At 72.8% G+C, this 21,444-nt stretch carries 20 protein-coding genes; 10 read left to right on the forward strand and 10 right to left on the reverse strand.

All coding sequences use genetic code 11. The features are described 5' to 3' along the window. The first annotated feature begins 23 nt into the window (after positions 1–23). Together OG392_RS11060 and OG392_RS11065 are read left to right on the forward strand one after the other, a co-directional pair. A complete protein-coding gene (locus tag OG392_RS11060) occupies positions 24–533 on the forward strand; it encodes a pyridoxamine 5'-phosphate oxidase family protein (RefSeq protein WP_329278094.1) in 510 nt (169 codons plus the stop codon). Positions 534–544: 11 nt separating this feature from the next. Then, complete coding sequence (locus OG392_RS11065; protein ID WP_329278096.1) at positions 545–976, forward strand: VOC family protein; 432 nt, start codon at positions 545–547, stop codon at positions 974–976. A 13-nt stretch (positions 977–989) separates the two neighbouring features. On the opposite strand, the gene OG392_RS11070 is transcribed toward OG392_RS11065, so the two are convergent. The 3 genes from OG392_RS11070 to OG392_RS11080 form a co-directional block, all read right to left on the reverse strand. Further along, positions 990–1,619, reverse strand: a complete 630-nt coding sequence (locus OG392_RS11070; protein ID WP_329278098.1) for a histone deacetylase — start codon at positions 1,617–1,619, stop codon at positions 990–992. 34 nt (positions 1,620–1,653) lie between these two features. Further along, positions 1,654–2,148, reverse strand: coding sequence for a GNAT family N-acetyltransferase (locus OG392_RS11075; protein ID WP_329278100.1), 495 nt, complete (start codon positions 2,146–2,148; stop codon positions 1,654–1,656). A 116-nt stretch (positions 2,149–2,264) separates the two neighbouring features. Continuing rightward, entirely contained in the window at positions 2,265–3,626 is a 1,362-nt protein-coding gene (locus OG392_RS11080) for a glutamine synthetase family protein (RefSeq protein WP_015033133.1), read from the reverse strand. A gap of 249 nt (positions 3,627–3,875) precedes the next feature. Between OG392_RS11080 and OG392_RS11085 the strand changes: the two genes are divergently transcribed. The 4 genes from OG392_RS11085 to OG392_RS11100 all read left to right on the forward strand — a co-directional run bounded on the left by OG392_RS11085 (position 3,876) and on the right by OG392_RS11100 (position 6,302). Continuing rightward, entirely contained in the window at positions 3,876–4,295 is a 420-nt protein-coding gene (locus OG392_RS11085; protein ID WP_329278102.1) for a hypothetical protein, read from the forward strand. A gap of 74 nt (positions 4,296–4,369) precedes the next feature. Continuing rightward, the gene (locus OG392_RS11090) at positions 4,370–5,017 is read left to right on the forward strand and encodes a DUF3105 domain-containing protein (protein ID WP_329278104.1); all 648 of its coding nucleotides are present in this window, start codon (positions 4,370–4,372) and stop codon (positions 5,015–5,017) included. A gap of 35 nt (positions 5,018–5,052) precedes the next feature. Continuing rightward, on the forward strand, positions 5,053–5,700 hold the full coding sequence (locus OG392_RS11095) for a DUF305 domain-containing protein (protein WP_329287198.1): 648 nt from the start codon (positions 5,053–5,055) through the stop codon (positions 5,698–5,700). Between the two features lie 182 nt (positions 5,701–5,882). Beyond that, on the forward strand, positions 5,883–6,302 hold the full coding sequence (locus OG392_RS11100) for a CBS domain-containing protein (RefSeq protein WP_329278106.1): 420 nt from the start codon (positions 5,883–5,885) through the stop codon (positions 6,300–6,302). On the opposite strand, the gene OG392_RS11105 is transcribed toward OG392_RS11100, so the two are convergent. After that, the gene (locus tag OG392_RS11105) at positions 6,287–7,117 is read right to left on the reverse strand and encodes an alpha/beta fold hydrolase (RefSeq protein WP_329278108.1); all 831 of its coding nucleotides are present in this window, start codon (positions 7,115–7,117) and stop codon (positions 6,287–6,289) included. The two genes, OG392_RS11100 and OG392_RS11105, sit on opposite strands and share 16 nt — an antisense overlap. Further along, a complete protein-coding gene (locus OG392_RS11110) occupies positions 7,114–7,920 on the reverse strand; it encodes a DUF998 domain-containing protein (RefSeq protein WP_329278110.1) in 807 nt (268 codons plus the stop codon). The genes OG392_RS11105 and OG392_RS11110 overlap by 4 nt, the downstream gene beginning before the upstream one ends. A 239-nt stretch (positions 7,921–8,159) precedes the next feature. On the opposite strand from OG392_RS11110, the gene OG392_RS11115 reads away from it, so the two are divergent. Beyond that, positions 8,160–9,917: an NAD+ synthase gene (locus tag OG392_RS11115; RefSeq protein ID WP_329278111.1), complete on the forward strand. Its 1,758-nt coding sequence runs from the start codon at positions 8,160–8,162 to the stop codon at positions 9,915–9,917. On the opposite strand, the gene OG392_RS11120 is transcribed toward OG392_RS11115, so the two are convergent. From OG392_RS11120 to OG392_RS11135, 4 genes are all read right to left on the reverse strand, one after another. Beyond that, complete coding sequence (locus tag OG392_RS11120) at positions 9,886–11,151, reverse strand: MFS transporter (protein WP_329278113.1); 1,266 nt, start codon at positions 11,149–11,151, stop codon at positions 9,886–9,888. The two genes, OG392_RS11115 and OG392_RS11120, sit on opposite strands and share 32 nt — an antisense overlap. A gap of 120 nt (positions 11,152–11,271) precedes the next feature. Further along, on the reverse strand, positions 11,272–12,297 hold the full coding sequence (locus OG392_RS11125; protein WP_329278114.1) for an endonuclease/exonuclease/phosphatase family protein: 1,026 nt from the start codon (positions 12,295–12,297) through the stop codon (positions 11,272–11,274). Between the two features lie 203 nt (positions 12,298–12,500). Then, positions 12,501–13,172 carry a TetR/AcrR family transcriptional regulator gene (locus OG392_RS11130; RefSeq protein WP_443054747.1) on the reverse strand — a complete coding sequence of 224 codons (672 nt, stop codon included), beginning with the start codon at positions 13,170–13,172 and terminating at the stop codon, positions 12,501–12,503. 59 nt (positions 13,173–13,231) lie between these two features. Further along, a complete protein-coding gene (locus OG392_RS11135; RefSeq protein ID WP_329278116.1) occupies positions 13,232–14,950 on the reverse strand; it encodes a DHA2 family efflux MFS transporter permease subunit in 1,719 nt (572 codons plus the stop codon). 214 nt (positions 14,951–15,164) lie between these two features. Between OG392_RS11135 and panB the strand changes: the two genes are divergently transcribed. The 3 genes from panB (at position 15,165) to OG392_RS11150 (ending at position 17,990) form a co-directional block, all read left to right on the forward strand. Next, a complete protein-coding gene (gene panB, locus OG392_RS11140) occupies positions 15,165–16,028 on the forward strand; it encodes a 3-methyl-2-oxobutanoate hydroxymethyltransferase (protein WP_329278118.1) in 864 nt (287 codons plus the stop codon). A 118-nt stretch (positions 16,029–16,146) separates the two neighbouring features. Continuing rightward, positions 16,147–17,139, forward strand: coding sequence for an ATP-binding cassette domain-containing protein (locus tag OG392_RS11145; RefSeq protein WP_329278120.1), 993 nt, complete (start codon positions 16,147–16,149; stop codon positions 17,137–17,139). Beyond that, complete coding sequence (locus tag OG392_RS11150) at positions 17,136–17,990, forward strand: ABC transporter permease (protein WP_329278122.1); 855 nt, start codon at positions 17,136–17,138, stop codon at positions 17,988–17,990. The genes OG392_RS11145 and OG392_RS11150 overlap by 4 nt, the downstream gene beginning before the upstream one ends. Positions 17,991–18,041: 51 nt before the next feature. Here OG392_RS11150 and OG392_RS11155 read toward each other — a convergent pair whose 3' ends face one another. After that, positions 18,042–21,365, reverse strand: coding sequence for a BTAD domain-containing putative transcriptional regulator (locus tag OG392_RS11155; protein ID WP_329278124.1), 3,324 nt, complete (start codon positions 21,363–21,365; stop codon positions 18,042–18,044). Positions 21,366–21,444: the final 79 nt, after the last annotated feature.

Below are 21,444 nucleotides of genomic sequence, written 5' to 3' on the forward strand. Positions count from 1 at the left end.
AGCAGGCGACGAAGGGAACGGCGATGAATCCGCAGACCCCCCGGACGGCCCTCGACACCCGGTACAGCGACGACAAGGCGGGACCGGTCCCCTGGTCCGAGGCCCAGGCACGGCTCGCGGCGGCCGAGGTCTTCTGGCTGACGACCGTACGCCCCGACGGCCGCCCGCACGTGACCCCGCTGATCACCGTCTGGTCGGAGGGAGCCCTCCACTTCTGCACGGGCCCGGACGAGCGCAAGGCCCGCAATCTGGAGTCCCACACGTCGGTGGTCCTGACGACCGGCACGCCCGCGCTCGGCGAGGGCTTCGACCTCGTGGTCGAGGGCGAGGCGACCCGGGTGACGGACGGGGACCGGCTGGCGGCGCTCGCCGGGGCGTGGGTGGAGAAGTACGGCGAGGACTGGCGTTTCGAGGTGCGTGAGGGGGCGTTCCAGGGGGACGGTGGTACGGCCCTGGTGTTCGCCGTCGCGCCCCGCACGGCCTTCGGCTTCGCCAAGGGCGACCCCTTCGGACAGACCCGCTGGCGTTTCTGAGGAGAACCCCTGTGCACTGGACACTGGAAGTCGTCCCGGTCCCCGTCACCGACATGGACCGGGCGAAGGAGTTCTACGCCGAGAGGTGCGGCTTCACCGTCGACCTGGACGACGCGGTGGCGCCGGGCGTGCGCGTCGTGCAGCTGACGCCGCCGGGCTCGCGCTGTTCGCTCGCCCTGCTGAGCGGGATGCCGCCGATGCCGGGCACGAAGGAGATGGCCCCGGGCACCCTCCAGGGCCTCCAGTTCTGTGTGACGGACATCGAGGCGGCCCGGGCGGAGCTCGTCGGGCGCGGGGTGGAGGTCTCGGCGATCCGGCACGTGGGCGAGAAGGGCTGGGAGCCGGGCAGGGGCGGCACGTGGAACGCCTTCATGACCTTCGAGGACCCGGACGGCAACGGCTGGATGGTGCAGGAGGCCCCGTCGGAACTCACCGAGCGCTGACGGCGCCGGGAGTTCACGGGACGCCGGCGGCGGCCACGTCCTCCGGCGTCCAGTGCCCCGCCGCGCCCGGCCGGGAGGCGAGATAGTCGGCCACCGCGGCGGGCCGCCAGGCCCCGGCCTCGTGGAGCCCTGCCGCGAGGTGCCGGAGATAGGCGGCGGAGGGCGGGCGGAGCCCGTCCGCCGGCGGCATCGGCCAGGGCGCGGTGAAGGTGAGCACGGGGATCCGGTCGATGTGCCCCGGGCAGACGAGGGTCTCGTACCGTCCCGGGCCGACCTCGCAGCGGCCGGTGGCGAGGACCTCGGCCAGGTCGAGGTCGGTGCCGGGCCGCCGGTACATCTCCTGCGCGGCGATGTCGGAGAACTGCCCGGCGGTCAGCAGGTGCGCGACTCCCCACGCGGTGCCGTCCGTGTCCGGGTCGTAGAACGCCAGGCCGCCGGTCCACACGGCCGACTCGGCCGCGAAGTACACCTGGCCGTCCAGCTCGACGGGCACGGACCGGTCGGGACCACGCGGGTCCCGGCACCCTGGCAACTCCCGGGCACCGGGGTCCGGCCGGCCTCCGGCGAGATACCGGCGGAGGCGTTCGGCGTGCATGTTGGAGCCGTAGGCGGCGTACCAGACGCGGGGACGGGGTTCCGTCATGGGACCCGACGCTAGCGCGGACGGTCCGTCACACCTAGAACCCCAGAGAGAAGTGCCGGAGCCGCTCGTCCTCCGCCACGCACGGCATCCCGGCGGCCTCCATCACCCGGTGGGACGCCGGATTGTCCAGGTCGGCGTCGCCCTTCACGCCGGAGACGCCGGCCCGCCGGGCGATCTCGAGGAGCGCGCGAAGCGCCTCGGCGGCGTACCGGTTGCCCCGCGCGGCGGGCACGAGCCCGTACCCCACGGTGACGAACCCGATCTCGTCGGGCGGTCCGTGGAACCCGATCCCCCCGACGGTGACGCCGCTCTCCGCGAGCTGTATCGCGTACGGCCGGAACACCCCCGGGTCACCGCGCTCGGCGACCCCCCGCAGAAAACCGGTGGCCGAGCGGACGTCACCGTCGCCGGGATACCCCTCGCCCCACAGATCCCCGGCGCCGGACTCCCGGGCGACGATGCGCTCGGCGTCGGGGACGGTCAGCGGGTGGAGCAGGAGCCGCTCGGTGGCGACGGATTCGATCTTCACCGGGGCAGTGTGAACGGACCGCCGGCCCCGGGCAACGCATTATCCGCACACGAACGGGCGAGCACCGGGCGACACCCGGCACCCGCCCGGAGGACTCTGCCCGCCGCGCCCTGCACCTACAGCACCGGCAGGTTCTTCCGCAGTTCGAAGGCGGTGACCTCGGAGCGGTACTCCTCCCACTCCTGCTTCTTGTTGCGGAGGAAGAAGTCGAAGACGTGCTCTCCCAGCGTCTCCGCCACCAGTTCGCTCTTCTCCATCAGGGCGATCGCCTCTCCCAGGTTCTGCGGGAGCGGTTCGATGCCCATCGCCCGTCGTTCCGCGTCCGAGAGGGCCCAGACGTCGTCGTCGGCGCCGGCCGGGAGTTCGTAGCCCTCTTCGATGCCCTTGAGGCCGGCGGCGAGGAGGACCGCGTAGGTGAGGTAGGGGTTCGCGCCGGAGTCGATGGAGCGGACCTCGACGCGCGAGGAGCCCGTCTTGCCCGGCTTGTACATGGGGACGCGGATCAGGGCCGAGCGGTTGTTGTGGCCCCAGCAGATGTACGAGGGGGCCTCTCCGCCCGAGCCCGCCGTGCGGGACGAGCCGCCCCAGATGCGCTTGTACGAGTTGACCCACTGGTTCGTCACGGCGGAGATCTCGCCCGCGTGCTTCAGCAGGCCCGCGATGAACGAGCGGCCGACCTTGGACAGTTGGTACTCGGCGCCCGACTCGTAGAACGCGTTGCGGTCGCCCTCGAAGAGCGACAGGTGGGTGTGCATGCCCGAGCCCGGGTAGTCCGAGAACGGCTTCGGCATGAACGTGGCCTGCACGCCCTGCTCCAGCGCCACCTGCTTCATCACCAGGCGGAAGGTCATGATGTTGTCCGCCGTGGAGAGGGCGTCCGCGTAACGGAGGTCGATCTCCTGCTGGCCCGGCGCGCCCTCGTGGTGGCTGAACTCCACCGAGATGCCCATCGATTCGAGCATCGTGATCGCCTGGCGTCGGAAGTCCATGCCCACGTTCTGAGGGGTGTGGTCGAAGTACCCCGAGTTGTCCGCCGGGGTCGGGCGGGTGCCGTCGAGCGGCTTGTCCTTGAGGAGGAAGAACTCGATCTCGGGGTGGGTGTAGAAGGTGAAGCCCAGGTCCGAGGTCTTGGCCAGGGCCCGCTTCAGGACGTAGCGCGGGTCCGCGAAGGACGGCGAGCCGTCCGGCATCAGGATGTCGCAGAACATCCGGGCCGTGCCCGGCGCCTCGGCCCGCCACGGCAGGATCTGGAACGTCCCCGGGTCCGGCTTGGCGATCATGTCCGACTCGTACACGCGGGCGAAGCCCTCGATCGCGGAGCCGTCGAACCCGATGCCCTCGTCGAAGGCCTGCTCAAGCTCGGCGGGCGCCACGGCCACCGACTTGAGGAAGCCGAGCACGTCGGTGAACCACAGACGTACGAAGCGGATGTCGCGCTCCTCGAGCGTACGGAGCACAAATTCCTGCTGCTTGTCCATTTCCACACCCATCCTCGCTGGTCAGGCCGCCTGCTCCCACCGCCTCAGAGCACATCGGGGGGCACCTGAGCATCCCACCACATGGTTTCGCGCACGTTGCACACCCATAGTGCCTGCTCGGGTGTGACTCAGGTAACGCGGGAAGAGCGGCGTCCGGGTGTCCGTTCGCCCCCTGGCCGCCCCTCCGTCGGTACCGAGTGGTACCCCGTTCGGCCCACGGAGCCTCCGCGCACACTACGATCTGCGCCCATGGGGGCCACACGGCTCGTACGCCCGTCCCAGCACGCGCGTCCCATGGCACTGATGAGTGCCGTGGCGACGCTCCTCGCCGCGCTCTTCTTCTGTCTGGGCGCCGGACCCGGCCCCGAGGACCATCACGCGGGCACCGGGGCGACGGCGGCGGGCAGGCCCGCGGCCACCGGCGTCACGGCCGCCCCCGCGGCCGCCCGCACCGTCGTCGAGTACATCTGCCCGTACGACCGCGGTGGCTGCTCCCTCTTCCCCGCGCTCTCCCCGGCGGTGCTCAGCGCGCCCCCGCTCGATCCGCCGCTGCACGCGGCCGACGGGCTCCCGCGCTTCGAGCCGCCGTCCGGTGACAGCGCCGCGCGCCGTTCCGGCGTCCGGCCGCGCGCGCCGGATCTGCACGTCCTTCAAGTTCTTCGGACGTGACGGCGGCGGGTCTCCCGCCCCGCTCCGTCCACCCCCGAACTCCCTCCCCCTCCCTGAAGAAGGACGACACCACCATGGCCGCCAAGAGCTCCGCCAACGCCGACCGCCGCGCCCGAATAGAGGAGATGCGCCGCGCCGAGCAGGCCCGTGAGCGCCGCAACCGCCTCGTCACGATCGGCGTCTCGGGCGTCGTCGTCCTCGGTCTCGTCGGCTTCGGCACCTTCGTGCTGATGAAGAAGTCCGACGAGCAGGACCAGAAGGACGCGGCCGCGAAGGCCCCCATCGCCGCCGAGAAGTCCTGGGACGCCAAGAAGCTCGGCCGCAACCACGTCGAGACGGCCGTGAAGTACGAGATGAAGCCGCCGGTCGGCGGTGACCACCACCCGGTCTGGATGAACTGCGACGGCGTCGTCTACAAGAAGGCCGTCGCCGAGGTGAACGCCGTGCACTCGCTCGAGCACGGCGCCGTCTGGGTGACGTACAACAAGAAGGCCGCCGCCGACGACGTGAAGAAGCTGGAAGACAAGGTCGGCAAGACCAAGTACACGCTGATGAGCCCCGTGGACGACCAGGCCGGCGCCATCATGCTGTCCGCCTGGGGCAAGCAGGTCACCGTGGACAATGCGAGCGACCCCCGCATCGACGCCTTCTTCACCAAGTACGTCCAGGGCCCGCAGACCCCCGAGCCGGGCGCCGCCTGCACCGGCGGGATCAGCCAGTGAGCCGGATCGGCGAGGACGACGACGCCGGCGTCGACATGTCGACGGCGGCGGCGCGGCGGCCGAACCGGACGCAGTGGGCGGCGATCACCGCCGTCGCGCTCGCCCTGCTCTTCGCCGGGGGCGCCGTCACCGTCGCCTCCGCGGAGCGCGAGGAGGCGCCGCGGACGCCGTCCTCGCTCTCCGCGGACGCCGGCTTCGCCCGGGACATGGCCGTCCACCACCAGCAGGCCGTCGAGATGTCGTTCATCGTCCGGGACCGCACCCAGGACGAGGAGGTGCGCCGTCTCGCGTACGACATCGCCAACACCCAGGCCAACCAGCGGGGCATGATGCTCGGCTGGCTCGACCTCTGGGGGCTGCCCAAGATCGAGTCCGGCGTCGAGCCGATGACCTGGATGGGCATGGGCGGCTCCGGCGACACCGGCCCGCTCGACGGGGCGCTCATGCCCGGCATGGCGACCAACGCCCAGCTGGACGAGTTGCGGGCGGCCAGTGGCCGGGAGGCCGAGGTCCTGTACCTGAAGCTCATGACCGAGCACCACAGGGGCGGGGTCCACATGGCCGAGGGCTGTGTCCAGAAGTGCTCGGTGGAGATCGAGCGCGGTCTCGCGCAGGGCATGGTCGACGCCCAGAAGTCGGAGATGCTGCTGATGGCGGACATGCTGGAGAAGCGTGGCGCCTGACGCCCGGCGTCGGTGAGCCACCGGCCCCCGTGACCCGCCGCGGTCGCGGGGGCCGTGTCGTACGCCGCCTCCCGGCGGCGGCCGGCGCGCGCCGACAAGTCGCGTCGGCCCGGCCGTGCGCCGACAATGGGTGGGGCTCGGGGACGTACGTGTGACCACGTCCGACGAAAGGTACGCACCCCATGACCACGGCGAAGGACATCATGCACCCCGGGGCCCAGTGGATCCCGGCTCACGAGACGCTCGACCGCGCCGCGCAGATGATGCGCAACCTGAACGTCGGCGCGCTGCCCATCGCCGACGAGAACGAACGGCTCTGCGGCATCATCACGGACCGCGACATCGTGGTCGGCTGTGTGGCCATGGGCCACGACCCCTCGAAGATCACCTGCGGCGAGATGTCGAAGGGCACCCCCCGCTGGGTCGAGTCGGGCGCGGACGTGGGTGCCGTCCTGGAGGAGATGCAGGGCCACCAGATCCGGCGGCTGCCCGTCATCGAGGAGAAGCGGCTCGTCGGCATGATCAGTGAGGCCGATCTGGCCCAGCACCTCTCGGAGGAGCAGCTCAAAGGGTTCTGCGAGAGCGTCTACGCGCCTTCCTGACCGGAGCGGCCGGGATCCAGGATCGCGGTCGCCACCGCCTCCGGGCGGTCCTTCATGACCAGATGGCCCGACGGCACGGCCGCCTCGTAGCGGGCGCCGAGCCGCCGGGCCAGCGCGCGTTGGCGCCGTTCCCAGCGGGCCGAGCCGTCGGGGGCGGCGAGGACGGTGACGGGGAGGCCCGGCGGGAGCGGGTGCGTGGTGCGCAGGGCGAGGAGTTCGGCCGCGACGGCCCCGTAGCGGGCGTTCTCCTCCAGGGCGCCGCGCAGGACGCGTGAGGTGCGGTAGACGCGGTGGACGAGGGCGGCGGGGGCCTGGTCGTGGCGCACGGCCGCACGGCGCACCGCGGGGCCGAGGGCGGCCGGGGCGCCGACGGCGGAGAGCACGGCGCCGAGCACCCGGGCGACGGCCTCCGGGTGCGCACCGACGCGGGGGTGCTCCTCGACCGACGGGTCGACGAGCACGAGCGCGGCCGTCCGGTCCGGGTGGAGCCGGCCGAAGGCCTCGGCGTGGAACCCGGCGATCGAGTGCCCGACGACGGTGGCGGGGCCGGGGAGCCGCAGCGCGTCGAGGAGCGCGGCGATCCGGTGGGCCTCGCCCGCGGCGGTGGGCGGGACGGCGGCGGGCTGGGAGAGGCCGTGCCCGGGACGGTCGAAGCGGACGACCGTGCGGTGCGGGGCGAGGAGCGGGACGACCGGGTCCCAGTCGAACCAGCTCATGCCGAGCCCCGCGCTCAGGACGCAGACGGGTCCCGAGCCCGCGACGACGACGTGGTGGGCGACGCCTCCGATGCGTACGAAGGCGGGTTCCCCGGTCATCGCTCCTCCTCCGGGGCGGGCCGGGACGTCGCCAGGGAGTATGCGAGGACCGCGAGCCACACCGCGACCAGGAGCACCTGGAGCCGCTGGCCGGCGCCGAGCGCCCAGGTGCCCTCGCCGCCCTCGAAGGCGGCGACGGCGGCGAGGGTCCAGACGGTGGCGGCGAGCTCCAGGGCGACGACGACCGGGCCCGTACGGGCGAGGGGCCGCCAGCGGCCGTAGCGGTGGGCGGCGACCGTCAGGGCGACGAGGGCGACGAGGGCGCCGGTCATGGCGAGACCGGAACTGACGGCATGGGCCGTATGGGTGGCGGGCACGAGCCCGGCGGTCTCGCGCGCCGCGCACCCGGGGTCGGCGGTGGCGGCGCAGCTGAGGGGGAGCCGCGAGTCGGCGACGGTGGCGGCGCCGAAGAGGGCGAGCGCGCCCCACCCGAGGAGCGCCCAGGGCTCACGGATCCGGCGCGGCCGGCCGGCCGCCGGGGTCCCCGGGTGACCGGCCTCCCGCAGGCGGGCTCGGCCGGGCACGGCCCACCCCGCGCGGCCGGCTCCCGGTGTCCCCGTCGGACCGGCACCTGGTGTCCCCGCCCGTCCCAGTACCGCCCCCGCCAGGATCAGCGTCCCCGACAGCAGGTCGGTCGCCCGGAAGAAGGTGCCGAACGGCTGGTCCGACGCCGCCAGTTCGGAGACGTACGTCCGGACCGGGTCGAGTCCGGTGCGGAGGAGGACCTCGAGGATCCACGCGGTGTAGGCGAGCGCGCCGAGGGCCAGCAGGACGGCCGAGGCTCGCGTCACGTTTCCGGGCATAGTGGGTCTGACGCTACGGCGTGCGGGAGGGTTGCCGGTGCCCGGGGTGGATCCGGCGCGGTTCCGCCGGTTCGTGAGTGGTCGTCATGGTGACCATGATCGATCGGGCGGGACGGGGGCGCACGCCGGGCGGCGGGGACGTGCGCGGGCAGGCGCGAGGCGGGTGCGGCGGGCCGCGCGGGACGGTTTCCGGGCCCTTTCCCAGGACATCGCGTCGGTCTGACGATTACACTGGCCGAGTGCCTCAACTACGCCTCGCCCTGAATCAGATCGACTCGACCGTCGGAGACATCGCCGGGAACGCCGAGGCGATCGTGCACTGGACCCGCCATGCCGCCGGACAGGGCGCGCATCTCGTCGCGTTCCCCGAGATGGCGCTGACCGGATACCCCGTCGAGGACCTCGCGCTGCGCTCCTCGTTCGTCGAGGCGTCACGGGTGGCCCTGGGCGGTCTCGCCCGCCGGCTCGCGGACGAGGGCTTCGGGGAGGTGGCGGTCGTCGTCGGCTATCTGGACCGCTCCGGGCGGGCGGAGCCGAAGCTCGGCCGGCCGGCCGGTTCGCCGGAGAACGCCGCCGCCGTGCTGCACCGGGGCGAGGTGGTGCTGCGCTTCGCCAAGCACCACCTGCCGAACTACGGCGTCTTCGACGAGTACCGCTACTTCGTCCAGGGCGACACCCTGCCGGTCGTCCGGATCCACGGGGTCGACGTGGCCCTGGCGATCTGCGAGGACCTGTGGCAGGACGGCGGCCGGGTCCCTGCGGCACGTCACGCGGGGGCGGGCCTGCTGCTGTCGGTCAACGCCTCGCCGTACGAGCGGGACAAGGACGACACCCGCCTCGAACTGGTCCGCAGGCGGGCCCGGGAGGCCGGGTGCGTGACCGCGTACCTGGCGAGCACAGGCGGCCAGGACGAGCTGGTCTTCGACGGCGACTCGATCGTGGTGGACGCGGACGGCGAAGTGATCGCGCGGGCCCCGCAGTTCGTCGAGGGCAGCGTGATCCTGGACCTGGAGCTGCCCGCGGCCGACCCCGAGGCGCCGGAGGGGCTGGTGAACGACGGGCTGACGATCGACCGCGTGGTGCTGTCGGAGGAGCCGCTGCCGGCGTACGAGCCGGAGCTGACGGGCGGTTACGCGCACCGGCTGGACGACGAGGAGGAGGTGTACTCGGCGCTGGTCATCGGTGTCCGGGCCTATGTCGCGAAGAACGGTTTCCGCTCGGTGCTCGTCGGCCTCTCCGGGGGCATCGACTCGGCGCTGGTCGCCTCCATCGCCTGCGACGCGCTCGGCTCGGAGAACGTGTACGGGGTGTCGATGCCCTCGAAGTACTCCTCCGACCACTCGCGCGGCGACGCCGCCGAGCTGGCCCGCCGCACCGGTCTCCACTACCGCACGGTGTCGATCGAGCCGATGTTCGACGCGTACATGGGTGCGCTCGGCCTCACCGGTCTCGCCGAGGAGAACCTCCAGTCGCGGCTGCGGGGCACGACGCTGATGGCGCTCTCCAACCAGGAGGGCCACATCGTCCTCGCGCCGGGCAACAAGTCCGAGCTGGCGGTGGGCTATTCGACGCTGTACGGCGACTCCGTCGGGGCGTTCGGGCCCATCAAGGACGTCTACAAGTCGACGGTGTTCCGGCTGGCGCGCTGGCGCAACCGGGCGGCCGAGGAGCGCGGCCAGACGCCGCCGATCCCGGAGAGCTCGATCAGCAAGCCGCCGAGCGCGGAGCTGCGCCCGGGACAGGTCGACACGGACTCGCTGCCGGACTACGACACCCTGGACGCGATCCTCGCCCTGTACGTGGACCAGGACCGGGGCAAGGACGAGATCGTGGCCGCCGGGTTCGACGACGAGCTGGTCACGCGGACGCTGCGGATGGTGGACACGGCGGAGTACAAGCGGCGCCAGTACCCGCCGGGCACCAAGATCTCGGCGAAGGGCTTCGGCAAGGACCGGCGACTGCCGATCACGAACCGCTGGCGGGAGACGCCGAGCTGACCCGCTTCCCGGCCGCGAGGGGGCCTTCGGCGAGGGCATCCTCACCGAGGGGGCCGTGCGCGACGACGCGCGAGGCCCCTTCCCCCGTCCCCCGGTCGCGGTCGAGGAGGCCCGCCACCACCGCGACCGCCAGACCGACCACCGTGAGGACCGCGCCGACCAGGGCCGGCGAGGTCCAGCCCCAGCCCGCGGCGACGGCGGCACCGCCCGCCCAGGCGCCGCCGGCGTTGGCGAGGTTGAAGGCGGAGTGGTTGGAGGCGGAGGCGAGCGTCGGGGCGTCCTTGGCCTTGTTCATGACCAGCATCTGCAGCGGGGTGGTGGTCATGAAGCCGACGGCGCCGAGCACCACGACCGTGACCAGGGCCAGCCAGGGCACGTGGACCGTGAAGCGGAAGGCGACCAGGGCGAGGACGAGGGCGGCGAGCGAGCCGTACAGCGTCGGGCGGAGCGCCCGGTCGGTCAGCGGGCCGGCGGCGAGCGCCCCGCCGGTCATGCCGAGGCCGAAGAGGGCGAGGACGACGGTGACGGTGGAGTCGCCGAAGCCCATCACCTCGGTGGTCATCGAGGCCAGGTACGAGTAGACGGCGAAGACGCCCGCGAAGCCGAAGACGGCGGTGAGCAGGCCGAGCAGCACCTGGGGGCGGCCCAGCGCGCGCACCTCGCGGCCCAGGCTCTGCCGCTCGTCCACGGGGACGTGCGGCACGAGTCGGGCGAGCGCGGCCATGGCGAGCAGGCCGATGACGGAGACCACGAGGAAGGTGGCCCGCCAGCCGAGGTGCTGCCCGAGCAGGGTCGCGGCGGGTACGCCGAGGATGTTGGCGACGGTGAGGCCAAGGAACATCGTGGCCACCGCCCGCGCCTGGCGGCCCTCGCGCACCAGCCGGGCGGCGACGACCGCGCCGAGCCCGAAGAACGCGCCGTGCGGGAGCCCGGCGAGCACCCGGCCGGCCACCAGCCAGCCGAAGCCGGGGGCGAGGGCGGAGGCGAGGTTCCCGACGGTGAAGAGGGCCATGAGCAGGAGCAGCATCCGCTTGCGGGGGACGCGGGAGCCGAGGGCGGTGAGCAGCGGGGCCCCGACGACGACGCCGATCGCGTACGCCGAGACGAGGTACCCGGCGGTGGGGACGGAGGTGCCGAGGTCGTCGGCGACCTGCGGGAGCAGGCCCATCATCACGAATTCGGTGGTGCCGATGCCGAAGGCGGAGACGGCGAGCGCGAGCAGCGCCAGGGGCATGGGGAGGGCCTTTCCAGAAGATAGTTCTTCAACGGAACAAAGGCTCTCAGATGTTTTCTTCCCGGCGGCCTCCGGGGAGTGAAGAGGAGATTTCGACCGTGTGCTACAGGGCGCCGGGCGTCAGAACTTCACGCGGGCCGCGACCGGCAGGTGGTCGCTCCTCGTCTCCGGGAGCGCCCAGGACGACATCGGCTCGACGCCCTTGACCAGGATCTGGTCGATGCGGGCCATCGGGAACGAGGCCGGCCAGCTGAAGCCGAAGCCGTCGCCCGCCGCGCCCTGGGTGGAGCGGAGCTGTGAGGTGATGCCGTTGAGCGCGCGGTCGTTCATGGTGCCGTTGAGGTCGCCGAGGAGGACGATCCGCTCGTGGCGGTCGTCGGAGATGGCCTCGCCGAGGGCGTTCGCGCTGGCGTCGCGCTGGTTGGCGGTGAAGCCGGCGTTCATCTTGACCCGGACGGACGGCAGGTGGGCGACGTACACGGCGATCTCGCCCCGGGGGGTCACGACGTCGGCGCGCATCGCGCGGGTCCAGCCCATCCGGATGTCGACGGGCCGCGGGTCGCGCAGGGGCAGCTTGCTCCAGAGTCCGACCGTGCCCTGGACGGAGTGGTACGGGTAGGCCTTCTCCAGGCCCTTCTCGTACGCCGGGACCATGTCGCCCTTCAGTTCCTCCAGGGCGAGGACGTCGGCGCCGGACGCGGCGAGCTGTTCGGCGGTGCCCGAGGGGTCGGGGTTGTCCGCGTTCACGTTGTGGGTCGCGACGGTCAGGTCGCCGCCGGCCGCGGACTTGTCGGCGACGAGCCCGCCGAAGAGGTTCAGCCACACCACGGCCGGCAGCAGCAGGGCGATCAGCGCGGTGGCGGAGCGGCGCAGCAGCGCGAGGACGAGGAGGACCGGGACGAAGAGGCCGAGCCACGGCAGGAAGGTCTCGGTGAGGCTGCCCAGGTTGCCGACGCGGTTGGGGATGTCGGCGTGCAGCACCATCAGCAGGGTGAGGGCCACCGCGAAGAGGGCGAGCACGATGCCGCGGCGCCAGATCCCGGGGTCGCGGCGGAGTCCGCCGAGGGCGGTCCGGAAGCGGGAGGAGGTCCTCGGCTCGTTCCCCGTGCCGCCCTGCTCGGTCTCCGTCATGTCCACCCGCGCCATCGCCCGTCCTCACTGCCTTGCTGCCGTGCTGTCTTGCTGTCTCGCTCCGTGACCCGACGTCGACACTAGGGGATGACGGGGCCGTCGTACGTCCGGTGGGACGACAGCTACGGCGTGGCGGGTTCCTGCAGGTGGCGCCCTCGGGCGGGCTGTGACAGAACGCGCACATTTGGCCGGGTCCGGTCTTGCCGTGCGGGCGGGACTCAGTCCCGGGGCCGGAGGCCCTCCATCACGGTGTCGACGACCCGCTCGGCGAGACCGGGTTCGAGGGAGGCTCCGGGGCGGATGACGGTGCGCAGGAGCAGCGGGCCCGTGAGGAGGTCGGTGACGAACTCGATGTCGAGGTCGTCGCGGATCTCCCCCTGTTCCATGCCGCGCCGCACGGTGTCCAGGCTGAGGCGGCGGCGCGGTTCGATGACGGTGAGGTGGTAGACGTCCCACAGCCGGGGGTACAGCTGCATCTGCGCGAACACGTTGTGGAGCAGGCCGGAGGTCCGCTTGGCGACGCCGCGTTCGCGCAGCGACTCCAGGAGGACGACGAGGTCGCCCCGGACCGAGGTGCCGGAGAGCACCGGGTCCGGGGGCTCCACCGAGCGGAGGAGGTCGACGAAGAGCTCCTCCTTGCCGGTCCAGCGGCGGTAGATGGTGGCCTTGCCGACCCCGGCGGTGCGGGCGATCCGCTCGATGGACAGCTCGGCGAGCGGGAGGCCCTCGTCCAGGAGCCCGACGACCGCGTCGAAGACGGCCCGCTCGACGCCCTCGCTCCGGGGCCGGCCCCGCCGGGCGCCGGGCGCGGCGCCGGCCGCGGCACCGATCGCGGCCCCGTCGTCGTGGGTTTCCGGGGTTCCGGGGGTCCCGCCGTCCTGCCGCGACACGTGCGCTCCACCTCTCGTTCGGGCCCTCGGACACCAGCGGCGCCTTCGGCGCCCCTGTCCTACCGTCGGGCCGATTCTCCCGCCTCGGACGTCGGGCCCGGCACCGAGCCCCGCCCGGCGGCGTCCGGTGCGGTTCCGGGCGCCGCGGCACCCGGGCCGGCCTCACCCTTGCCCGCCCTGCCCGGAGCCGCCGCGCCCGGTCCCGCGGCGCCCGCCGGCGTACGGCCCGGCAGGAAGACCGCGACCACGACCGCGCCGATCAGGCCGATCACCGCCGAGGCGAGCGCCGTCACGTGCATGGCGTCCAGGAAGGCGTCGTACGCCGGGGCCACCAGGTCCCGGCCGGCCGGGCCGAGCTTCTCCGCGACCGCCAGCGTCGCCTCGACGGACTCGCCCGCCGTGGCGCGCAGGGCCGCCGGGACCCCGCCGAGGTGCCCCTCGATCTCGCCCCGGTAGGTGGAGGAGAGCAGCGAGCCGAGGACGGCGACGCCGAGCGCACCGCCGACCTGCCGGAAGGTGTTGTTGATCGCCGAGCCGGAGCCCGCCTTCTCACGGGGCAGCGCCTGCATGATCGCGACCGTGACGGGCGGCATGATGTGGGCCATTCCCGCGCCCTGGACGAAGAAGACGATCTCCATGACCCAGACCGGGGTCGATGCGTCGAAGAAGGCGAAGGCCGCGAGGCCGAGAGCGACGAGCAGCATGCCGGCGGTACAGACGGCCTTGGCTCCGAAGCGTTCGACGACGAGCCGCGCGCGGGGCGCGAACAGCATCTGCGCGACGGCCAGCGGCAGGATGAGCAGCCCGGACTGCAGGGCGCTGTAGCCGCGGACGCTCTGCAGGTAGAAGGCGGAGAAGAAGGTCACGCCCATGAGCGCGAAGAAGACGAGCGCGATCGCGGCGACGGCCGCCGAGAACGCGGGCCGCTTGAAGTACGTCATGTCGATCGCGGGGTGGTCGCTGCGCCGCTCGTGGAGGACGAAGAGGGCCAGGACGGCGAGGCCGCCGAGGACCGGGGCGAGGACGGTGGCGTCGGTGAAGTCGGCCAGTTCGCCGCCGCGGATGATCCCGTAGACGAGGAGGACGAGTCCGACGACGGAGAGCAGCACGCCGGGGATGTCGATCCGGCCGGGCCTGGGGTCGCGGGAGTCGGGGACCAGCCACATCATCAGGGCGAGGGCGATCAGCACGACGGGCACGTTGATGAGGAAGATCGATCCCCACCAGAAGTGTTCGAGCAGGATGCCGCCGGTGATCGGGCCGATCGCGATGGCGAGGCCGACACTGCCGGCCCAGATGCCGATGGCCTTGGGCTGCTCCTCGCGCTCGAAGACGTTCATCAGGACGGCGAGCGTCGCGGGCATGACGAAGGCGGCGCCGAGGCCCATGACGGCCCGGAAGGCGATGAGCTCGCCCGGGGAGCCGGAGAGCGCGGCGAGGGCGGAGCCTATGCCGAAGACGGTGATGCCGAAGAGCAGCACCTTCTTGCGGCCGAGGCGGTCGCCGAGCAGGCCGGAGGTGAAGAGGAGGCCGGCGAAGACGAGCGTGTAGGAGTTGATCGCCCACTCCAGCTCGCTCTGGGTGGCGCCGATGCCGGTGGGCGCGGGGGCCGAGATCGTCTTGACGGCGACGTTCAGGATCGAGTTGTCGAGGACGACGATCAGCAGGCTGAGCATGAGGACGCCGAGGACGGCCCAGCGGCGCCGGTGGACGGCCTCGGGGATCCGGGGTCCGGTGGGCACGGCGGGTGCGGCGGAGGCGGAGGACGGCTGTGACATGCCCACCACCCTAGAGGCATTTCGATACGAGACCGTCTCGTATCGAAATTCCTGACCGAGGCTTTACGTTGCGGGGCCGTGAACGCCCCTCCGGCGCGCCGGTGTGAACAGCGCCACTCCGGCCCACTTCCCCGCCCGCCCGGCGAAGTGCCACCATGGATGTGGTCCGGGGACGCCGTCAGGGCGCCTCGAGATGACAGAGGAGCCGTGCACCATGACGCTTCAGGCTGCCCAGAAACCGCCCGCCGACAGCAGCAAGGCGCTGTACGGCGGCAAGGGCACGCGCCGCATCACCGTCCACGACATCGCCGCCGCCAAGGCGCGCGGCGAGAAGTGGCCCATGCTCACCGCCTACGACGCGATGACCGCGTCCGTGTTCGACGAGGCCGGCATCCCGGTGATCCTCGTCGGGGACTCCATGGGCAACTGTCACCTCGGCTACGACACCACCGTGCCCGTCACGATGGACGAGATGACGCTGCTCTCCGCCGCCGTCGTCCGGGGCACGAAGCGCGCCCTCGTCGTCGGCGACCTCCCCTTCGGTTCGTACCAGGAAGGGCCCGTACAGGCCCTGCGCAACGCCACCCGGCTGGTCAAGGACGCGGGCGTCGGTGCGATCAAGCTGGAGGGCGGCGAGCGCTCGCTGCCCCAGACCGAGCTGCTCGTCCAGGCCGGCATCCCCGTCATGTCCCACCTGGGCCTCACCCCGCAGTCCGTGAACACCATGGGCTACCGGGTGCAGGGCCGCTCCGACGAGGCCGCGCACAAGCTGCTCCGCGACGCGAAGGCGGCGCAGGACGCGGGCGCGTTCGCGGTCGTCCTGGAGCTCGTACCGGCCGAGCTGGCCGCCGAGGTCACCCGCTCGCTGCACATCCCGACCATCGGGATCGGCGCGGGCGCCGGCACCGACGCCCAGGTGCTCGTCTGGACCGACATGGCCGGTCTGACGAGCGGCAAGGTCCCGCGCTTCACCAAGCAGTACGCCAACCTCCGCGAGACGCTCGGTGACGCCGCGCGCGCCTTCGCCGAGGACGTCAGCGGCGGGGCGTTCCCCGCCGAGGAGCACACCTTCCACTAGTCGCGACCGGCCCACACAGCCACTGCGGCACCACCCGACAGCCCGCCGACATCCCCCATCGGCGGGCTGTCGGTCGTCTGTAGGAGGATTGTCGGTGGCTCCTGGTCTAGTGGGGGCCATGACGCGATCACACACCAACGCCGTCGAGGTCCGGGGCCTCGTGAAGCACTTCGGCGCCACCAAGGCCCTCGACGGGGTCGACCTGGACGTACGGGAGGGCACCGTCCTCGGCGTGCTCGGCCCGAACGGCGCCGGGAAGACCACCCTCGTCCGCTGCCTCTCCACCCTCCTCGTCCCGGACGCCGGGACGGCCGTCGTCGCCGGGTACGACGTGGTGAAGCACCCCCGCCAGCTGCGCCGCACCATAGGGCTCACCGGTCAGTACGCCTCGGTCGACGAGAAGCTGTCCGGCTGGGAGAACCTGTACATGATCGGGCGGCTGCTCGACCTCTCCCGCGCCGACGCCCGCCGCCGGTCCGACGAGATGCTGGAGCGCTTCTCCCTCACCGAGGCCGCCAAGCGGCCCGCCATGACCTACTCGGGCGGCATGCGGCGCCGGCTCGACCTCGCCGCCTCGATGATCGGCCGGCCGGCCGTCCTCTACCTGGACGAGCCGACCACCGGCCTCGACCCCCGCACCCGCAACGAGGTGTGGGACGAGGTCCAGCGGATGGTCTCGGAGGGCGTCACCGTCCTCCTCACCACCCAGTACATGGAGGAGGCGGAGCAGCTCGCGAAGGAGCTGACCGTCATCGACAAGGGCAAGGTCATCGCCCAGGGCGGCGTCGACGAGCTCAAGGCCAAGGTCGGCGGCCGGACCCTCAAGGTCCGCCCGGTGGACCCGGACCAGCTGCCGGAGATGGCCGCGGCGCTCCGCGAGACCGGCCTCGACGGGGTCGCCGGCGCGACCGTCGTGCCCGACGAGGGCGCGCTGTACGTGCCGATCCTCACCGACCAGCAGCTGACCGCGGTCGTGTCGCTGTTCGGCGCCCGCGGCTTCGGCATCGCCCACATCGGCACCCATCTGCCCAGCCTGGACGAGGTGTTCCTGGCGATCACCGGCCAGAAGACCACCGTTTCCGACGAGATCCCCGAGGAGGTCGCCGCATGAGCACGACCACGGTCACCAAGTCCCCCGTCGGAACCCCGGGTCCGGCGGCCGCGCGCCGCGCGCCGGTCGCCGAGGGCCGGATCGGGCTCCGCGCCAACCTGCGGCACATCGGCGCCCTCGCCCGTCGCAACGCGCTCCAGATCAAGCAGGACCCGGAGTCGATGTTCGACGCCGTCCTGATGCCGATCATCTTCATCCTGCTCTTCGTGTACGTCTTCGGCGGCGCGATCTCCGGCAAGGGCAACAACGACGTCTACGTGAACTACGTGACGCCGGGCCTGATGGCGATGATGGGCATGAACATCGCGATGGCCGTCGGCGTCGGCATCAACGACGACTTCAAGAAGGGGGTCATGGACCGGTTCCGGACGATGCCGATCGCCCGGTCCTCCGTCCTGATCGCGAAGATCGTCGTCGAGGTCGGCCGGATGCTGATCGCCACCGCGATCCTGCTCGGCATGGGCTTCCTGCTCGGCCTGGAGATCCACACCTCGTTCTTCCACCTCCTCGCCGCCATCGGTCTCTCGATGGTCTTCGGGGCCTCGCTGATGTGGATCTTCATCCTGCTCGGTCTCACCCTGAAGACCGCCCAGGCGGTCCAGGGCATGGCGATGCTGGTCCTGATGCCGCTGCAGTTCGGTTCCTCGATCTTCGCCCCGACGACCACGATGCCGGGCTGGCTGGAGACCTTCACCGACTACAACCCGCTGTCGAACCTCGCCGACGCCGCCCGGAACCTGATCAACGGCGGTCCGGTCGCCCACTCCGTGTGGATGGTGCTCGGCTGGGCGCTCCTGATCACGGTCGTCACGGCGCCCCTGGCGGTGACCAAGTTCCGTAAGAAGACCTGAGTCCCGCAGGGCCTGTCCGGCCCCGACCGGCCGGACACGCATCACGGGGGTTCAGGACTCGGCGCGCTCACTGATCGCGTCGGCGGCGCGACCGAGCAGGGCGGCGGCCTCTTCCAAGGAGAGGCCGCCGCCTTCCGCGTGCGCCGCCTCGAACGCGTCCTCGCCGAGCACGGACCGGGTCAGCTCCGTCGCCCGCCGCAGGTTGTCCACTTCGAGCGTGAGCGCCAGGTGCTCCGGCGGCAGCAGGCCCTCCGCCGCCCCGAGCAGCACGCCGCCGATCCGCGCCACCGGCCCGCCGAGACCCGCGAGGGCCCAGGCCGCGACCGTCAGGTGGACCGCGGGCATCTGCGGAGCCACCATCAGCGAGAGATCACCCGTGGAGCGCTCGTACGCCTCCTTGACCAGGGCGAACCCGGACGCGTACTCCTCCTCGACGACGTCGAGCCAGCCCAGGCTGCCGATGGCGAAGCCCTCGAAGAGCGAGAGCGTCTCCGAGCTGAACTCCTGCCGCAGCTGGTTCAGCTGCTTCCGGGCCTCCTTGAAGCGCCCGCTGCGGCCCAGCGCGAGGCCGAGGAACAGCCGGGCGCCGAGCAGCGGTTCGTGCCCCAGGCTGGTACCCGCCTCGACGATCTCGCGGAGGATCGCCTCGCCCTCCTCCACCCGTCCCGTCTCGACGAGGACACTGGCGTACCTCGCCCGCAGCAGGGCCATCTGCGACTGGGCGCCGATGCGTTCCGCGTAGCCGATGGCGGCGACGTAGTCCGCGGCCGCGCCCTCGAACTCGAGCCGGCGCTCACGGGACTCCGCGCGGGAGGACAGCGCCTCGGCCGCGCCCCAGGCGTCACCGAGCCGCTCGAAGATCTCCAGGCTCTCGTCGGCGTCCCGGCTCGCGCCGCGGGCCATGTCGGCGCGGTTGGCGGACATGTTGGCGCGCATCTGGAGCGCGTTGCCGAGTTCCCAGGCGTAGCCGTGGCGGCGGCAGGCGTCGACGGTCGCGTCGAGGAGCTCGCGCAGCCGTCCCGCCTCGCCGATCATGAGGACCGCGAAGACGGCGAACGAGCCGGGCAGGCGGCAGGTCTGGGGCAGGCCCGGGGTGTAGACGCCGGTCATCTCGCGGAGCCGGTGCACGCCCTCGGGGCGGGTCCACCGTCCGGTGTCGTGGTCCATGTTGAGGAGTTCGACGAGCCGTACCCCGCGCCGGGCCTCCCAGCGCTGCTCCTCGGAGAGCGGCGGCGGCGCGGCCGTGCACGGCTCGTGCAGGGGGACGACGGGGGCGGCGGGCGGGGTGAACGGGTCGGGCCCCAGGGCCGCGGCGGCCCGGGCCCAGTGCAGGGCGTCGGTCCGCAGATCGCGCATCTGCCAGTACCAGAGCAGGGAGTGGACGAGGACGAGGGCCTCGTCCTCCTCGCGGGCGTCGACGGCCCGGCGCAGCGCGGTCCGGAGGTTGCCGTACTCGCGCCCGAAGCGGGCGATGGCGGCGACCTGCCCGGAGCCGCGGAGTTCGGGGTCGGTGGTACGGGCGAGTTCCCGGTAGTACGTCAGATGACGCCGCTCGACCGCGGCCCGCTCCCCGGACTCGTCGAGGCGCTCCCCCGCGTACTCCGCCACGGTCTCCAGGAGACGGAAGCGCATCCCCTCGTCCCCCGGGGCGGCCACCACGAGCGACTTGTCGACGAGTGCCCCCAGCAGATCCAGCACGTCGAGCGCCTCGCCGGCCCCGTCGTCCGTGCAGACCGCCTCGGCCGCCGCCAGATCACAGCCGCCCGTGAAGACCGCGAGGCGCCGCAGCACCGCGCGCTCCACCCCGTCGAGCAGGTCCCACGACCAGTCCACCACCGCACGCAGCGTCTGCTGTCTCGGCAGCACCGTCCGGGCCCCTGACGTCAGCAGCCGGAACCGGTCGTCGAGCCGGTCCGCGATCTGGCGCGACGTCATCATCCGCAGCCGGGCCGCGGCCAGCTCGATCGCCAGCGGCAGACCGTCGAGGCGGCGGCAGATCTCCTCCGCCGCTCCCGGGTCCTCGCCCACGGTGAACCCCGGCCGCGCCGCCGCGCCCCGCTCGTCGAGCAGGCGCAACGCCATGCCCGTGGGCAGCGGGCCCAGGGGCCGTACCAGTTCCCCCGGCACCCCCAGCGGCTCCCGGCTCGTCGCGAGGACCCGGAGTCCCGGGCAGCGGGCGAGCAGGGTCTCGGCCAGTTCGGCGGCGGCGGTCACGACGTGCTCGCAGTTGTCGAGCAGCACCAGCATCCGGCGCCCGGAGCAGTGCTCGACGAGCCGGGCGAGCGGGTCGTCGCCGGCCCGGAGCTCCTCGGCTCCCGCGCCCCGCAGGACGGTCTCACGGGCGCCGACGGCCGCGAGCACCGCCTCGGGGACGGCCTCGGGGTCGGTGACGGGCGCGAGTTCGGTGACCCAGACGCCGTCCGGCCACGCCTCGGCCGCCCGCTCGGCGGCCTCCTGCGAGAGCCGGGTCTTCCCGGCGCCGCCGGGGCCGAGCAGGGTCACGAGCCGGGCGTCCGCCAGGTCCCTGCGGAGAGCGGCGATCTCCTCGTCCCGGCCGACGAAGCTGGTGAGCCGGGCACGCAGGTTGCCGACGGCGGTGGCGGGGCCGCGGTCCGGTCCGGACGCCGGCGCGCGCTTCGGTTCCGCCTTGGGCCTCGGGGCCAGCAGCTCCGCGTGGAGGGCACGCAGGGCCGGCGACGGGTCCGTACCGAGGCGGGTGGCGAGGGCCCGCCGGACCGCCTCGTACGCGGCGAGAGCCTCGGCGGCGCGTCCGGTGTCCCGCAGGGCCCGGATGCGCAGGGCCTGGAGGGTCTCGTCCAGGGGGTGGGCGGCGCAGAGGGCGGTCAGTTCGGGAAGGGCCGCGGGCGCCTCGCCGAGCCCGAGGGCGGCGTCGAGCCTGGCCCGGCGGACGTCGAGGCGGCGGGCCTCCCAGCGGGGGGCCTCCGCGTCCCGGTCGGGCAGATCGGCGAGGGCGGGGCCGCGCCAGAGGCCGAGGGCCTCGTCGAGGAGGGCGGCGGCCCGGGCCGGGTCCCCGGCCCCGAGCGCGGCCGCGCCCTCGACGGCCAGGTGCTCGAAGCGGCGGACGTCCACGTCCCCGGGCCGGGCGTCGAGCCGGTAGCCGCCCTCGGCGGAGACGATCCGGTCCCGGCCGAGGGCCTTGCGGAGCCGTCCCACGAGGGCCTGGAGCGCGGCGACGGCGTCGGCGGGCGGCTCGTCTCCGTGCCACACCTCGTCGACGAGGTCCGGTACGGGCACGGTCCGGCCGGCCCGCAGGGCGAGGACGGTGAGGAGTGCGCGGACCCGGGGGCCGCCGACGGCCACGTCGGTGCCGTCGGACGTGCGGGCGAGGGTCGGGCCGAGGACGGAATAGTGCACGGGCCCATTCTCCGTGAGAGGGTGCCCGACTCCGGAACTCGCCCCGTCACCCGATACGTTTCCCGCACATCAGGAACCG

It is taken from the genome of Streptomyces sp. NBC_00691, from assembly GCF_036226665.1.
In the GTDB taxonomy this organism is placed as follows: Bacteria; Actinomycetota; Actinomycetes; order Streptomycetales; family Streptomycetaceae; genus Streptomyces.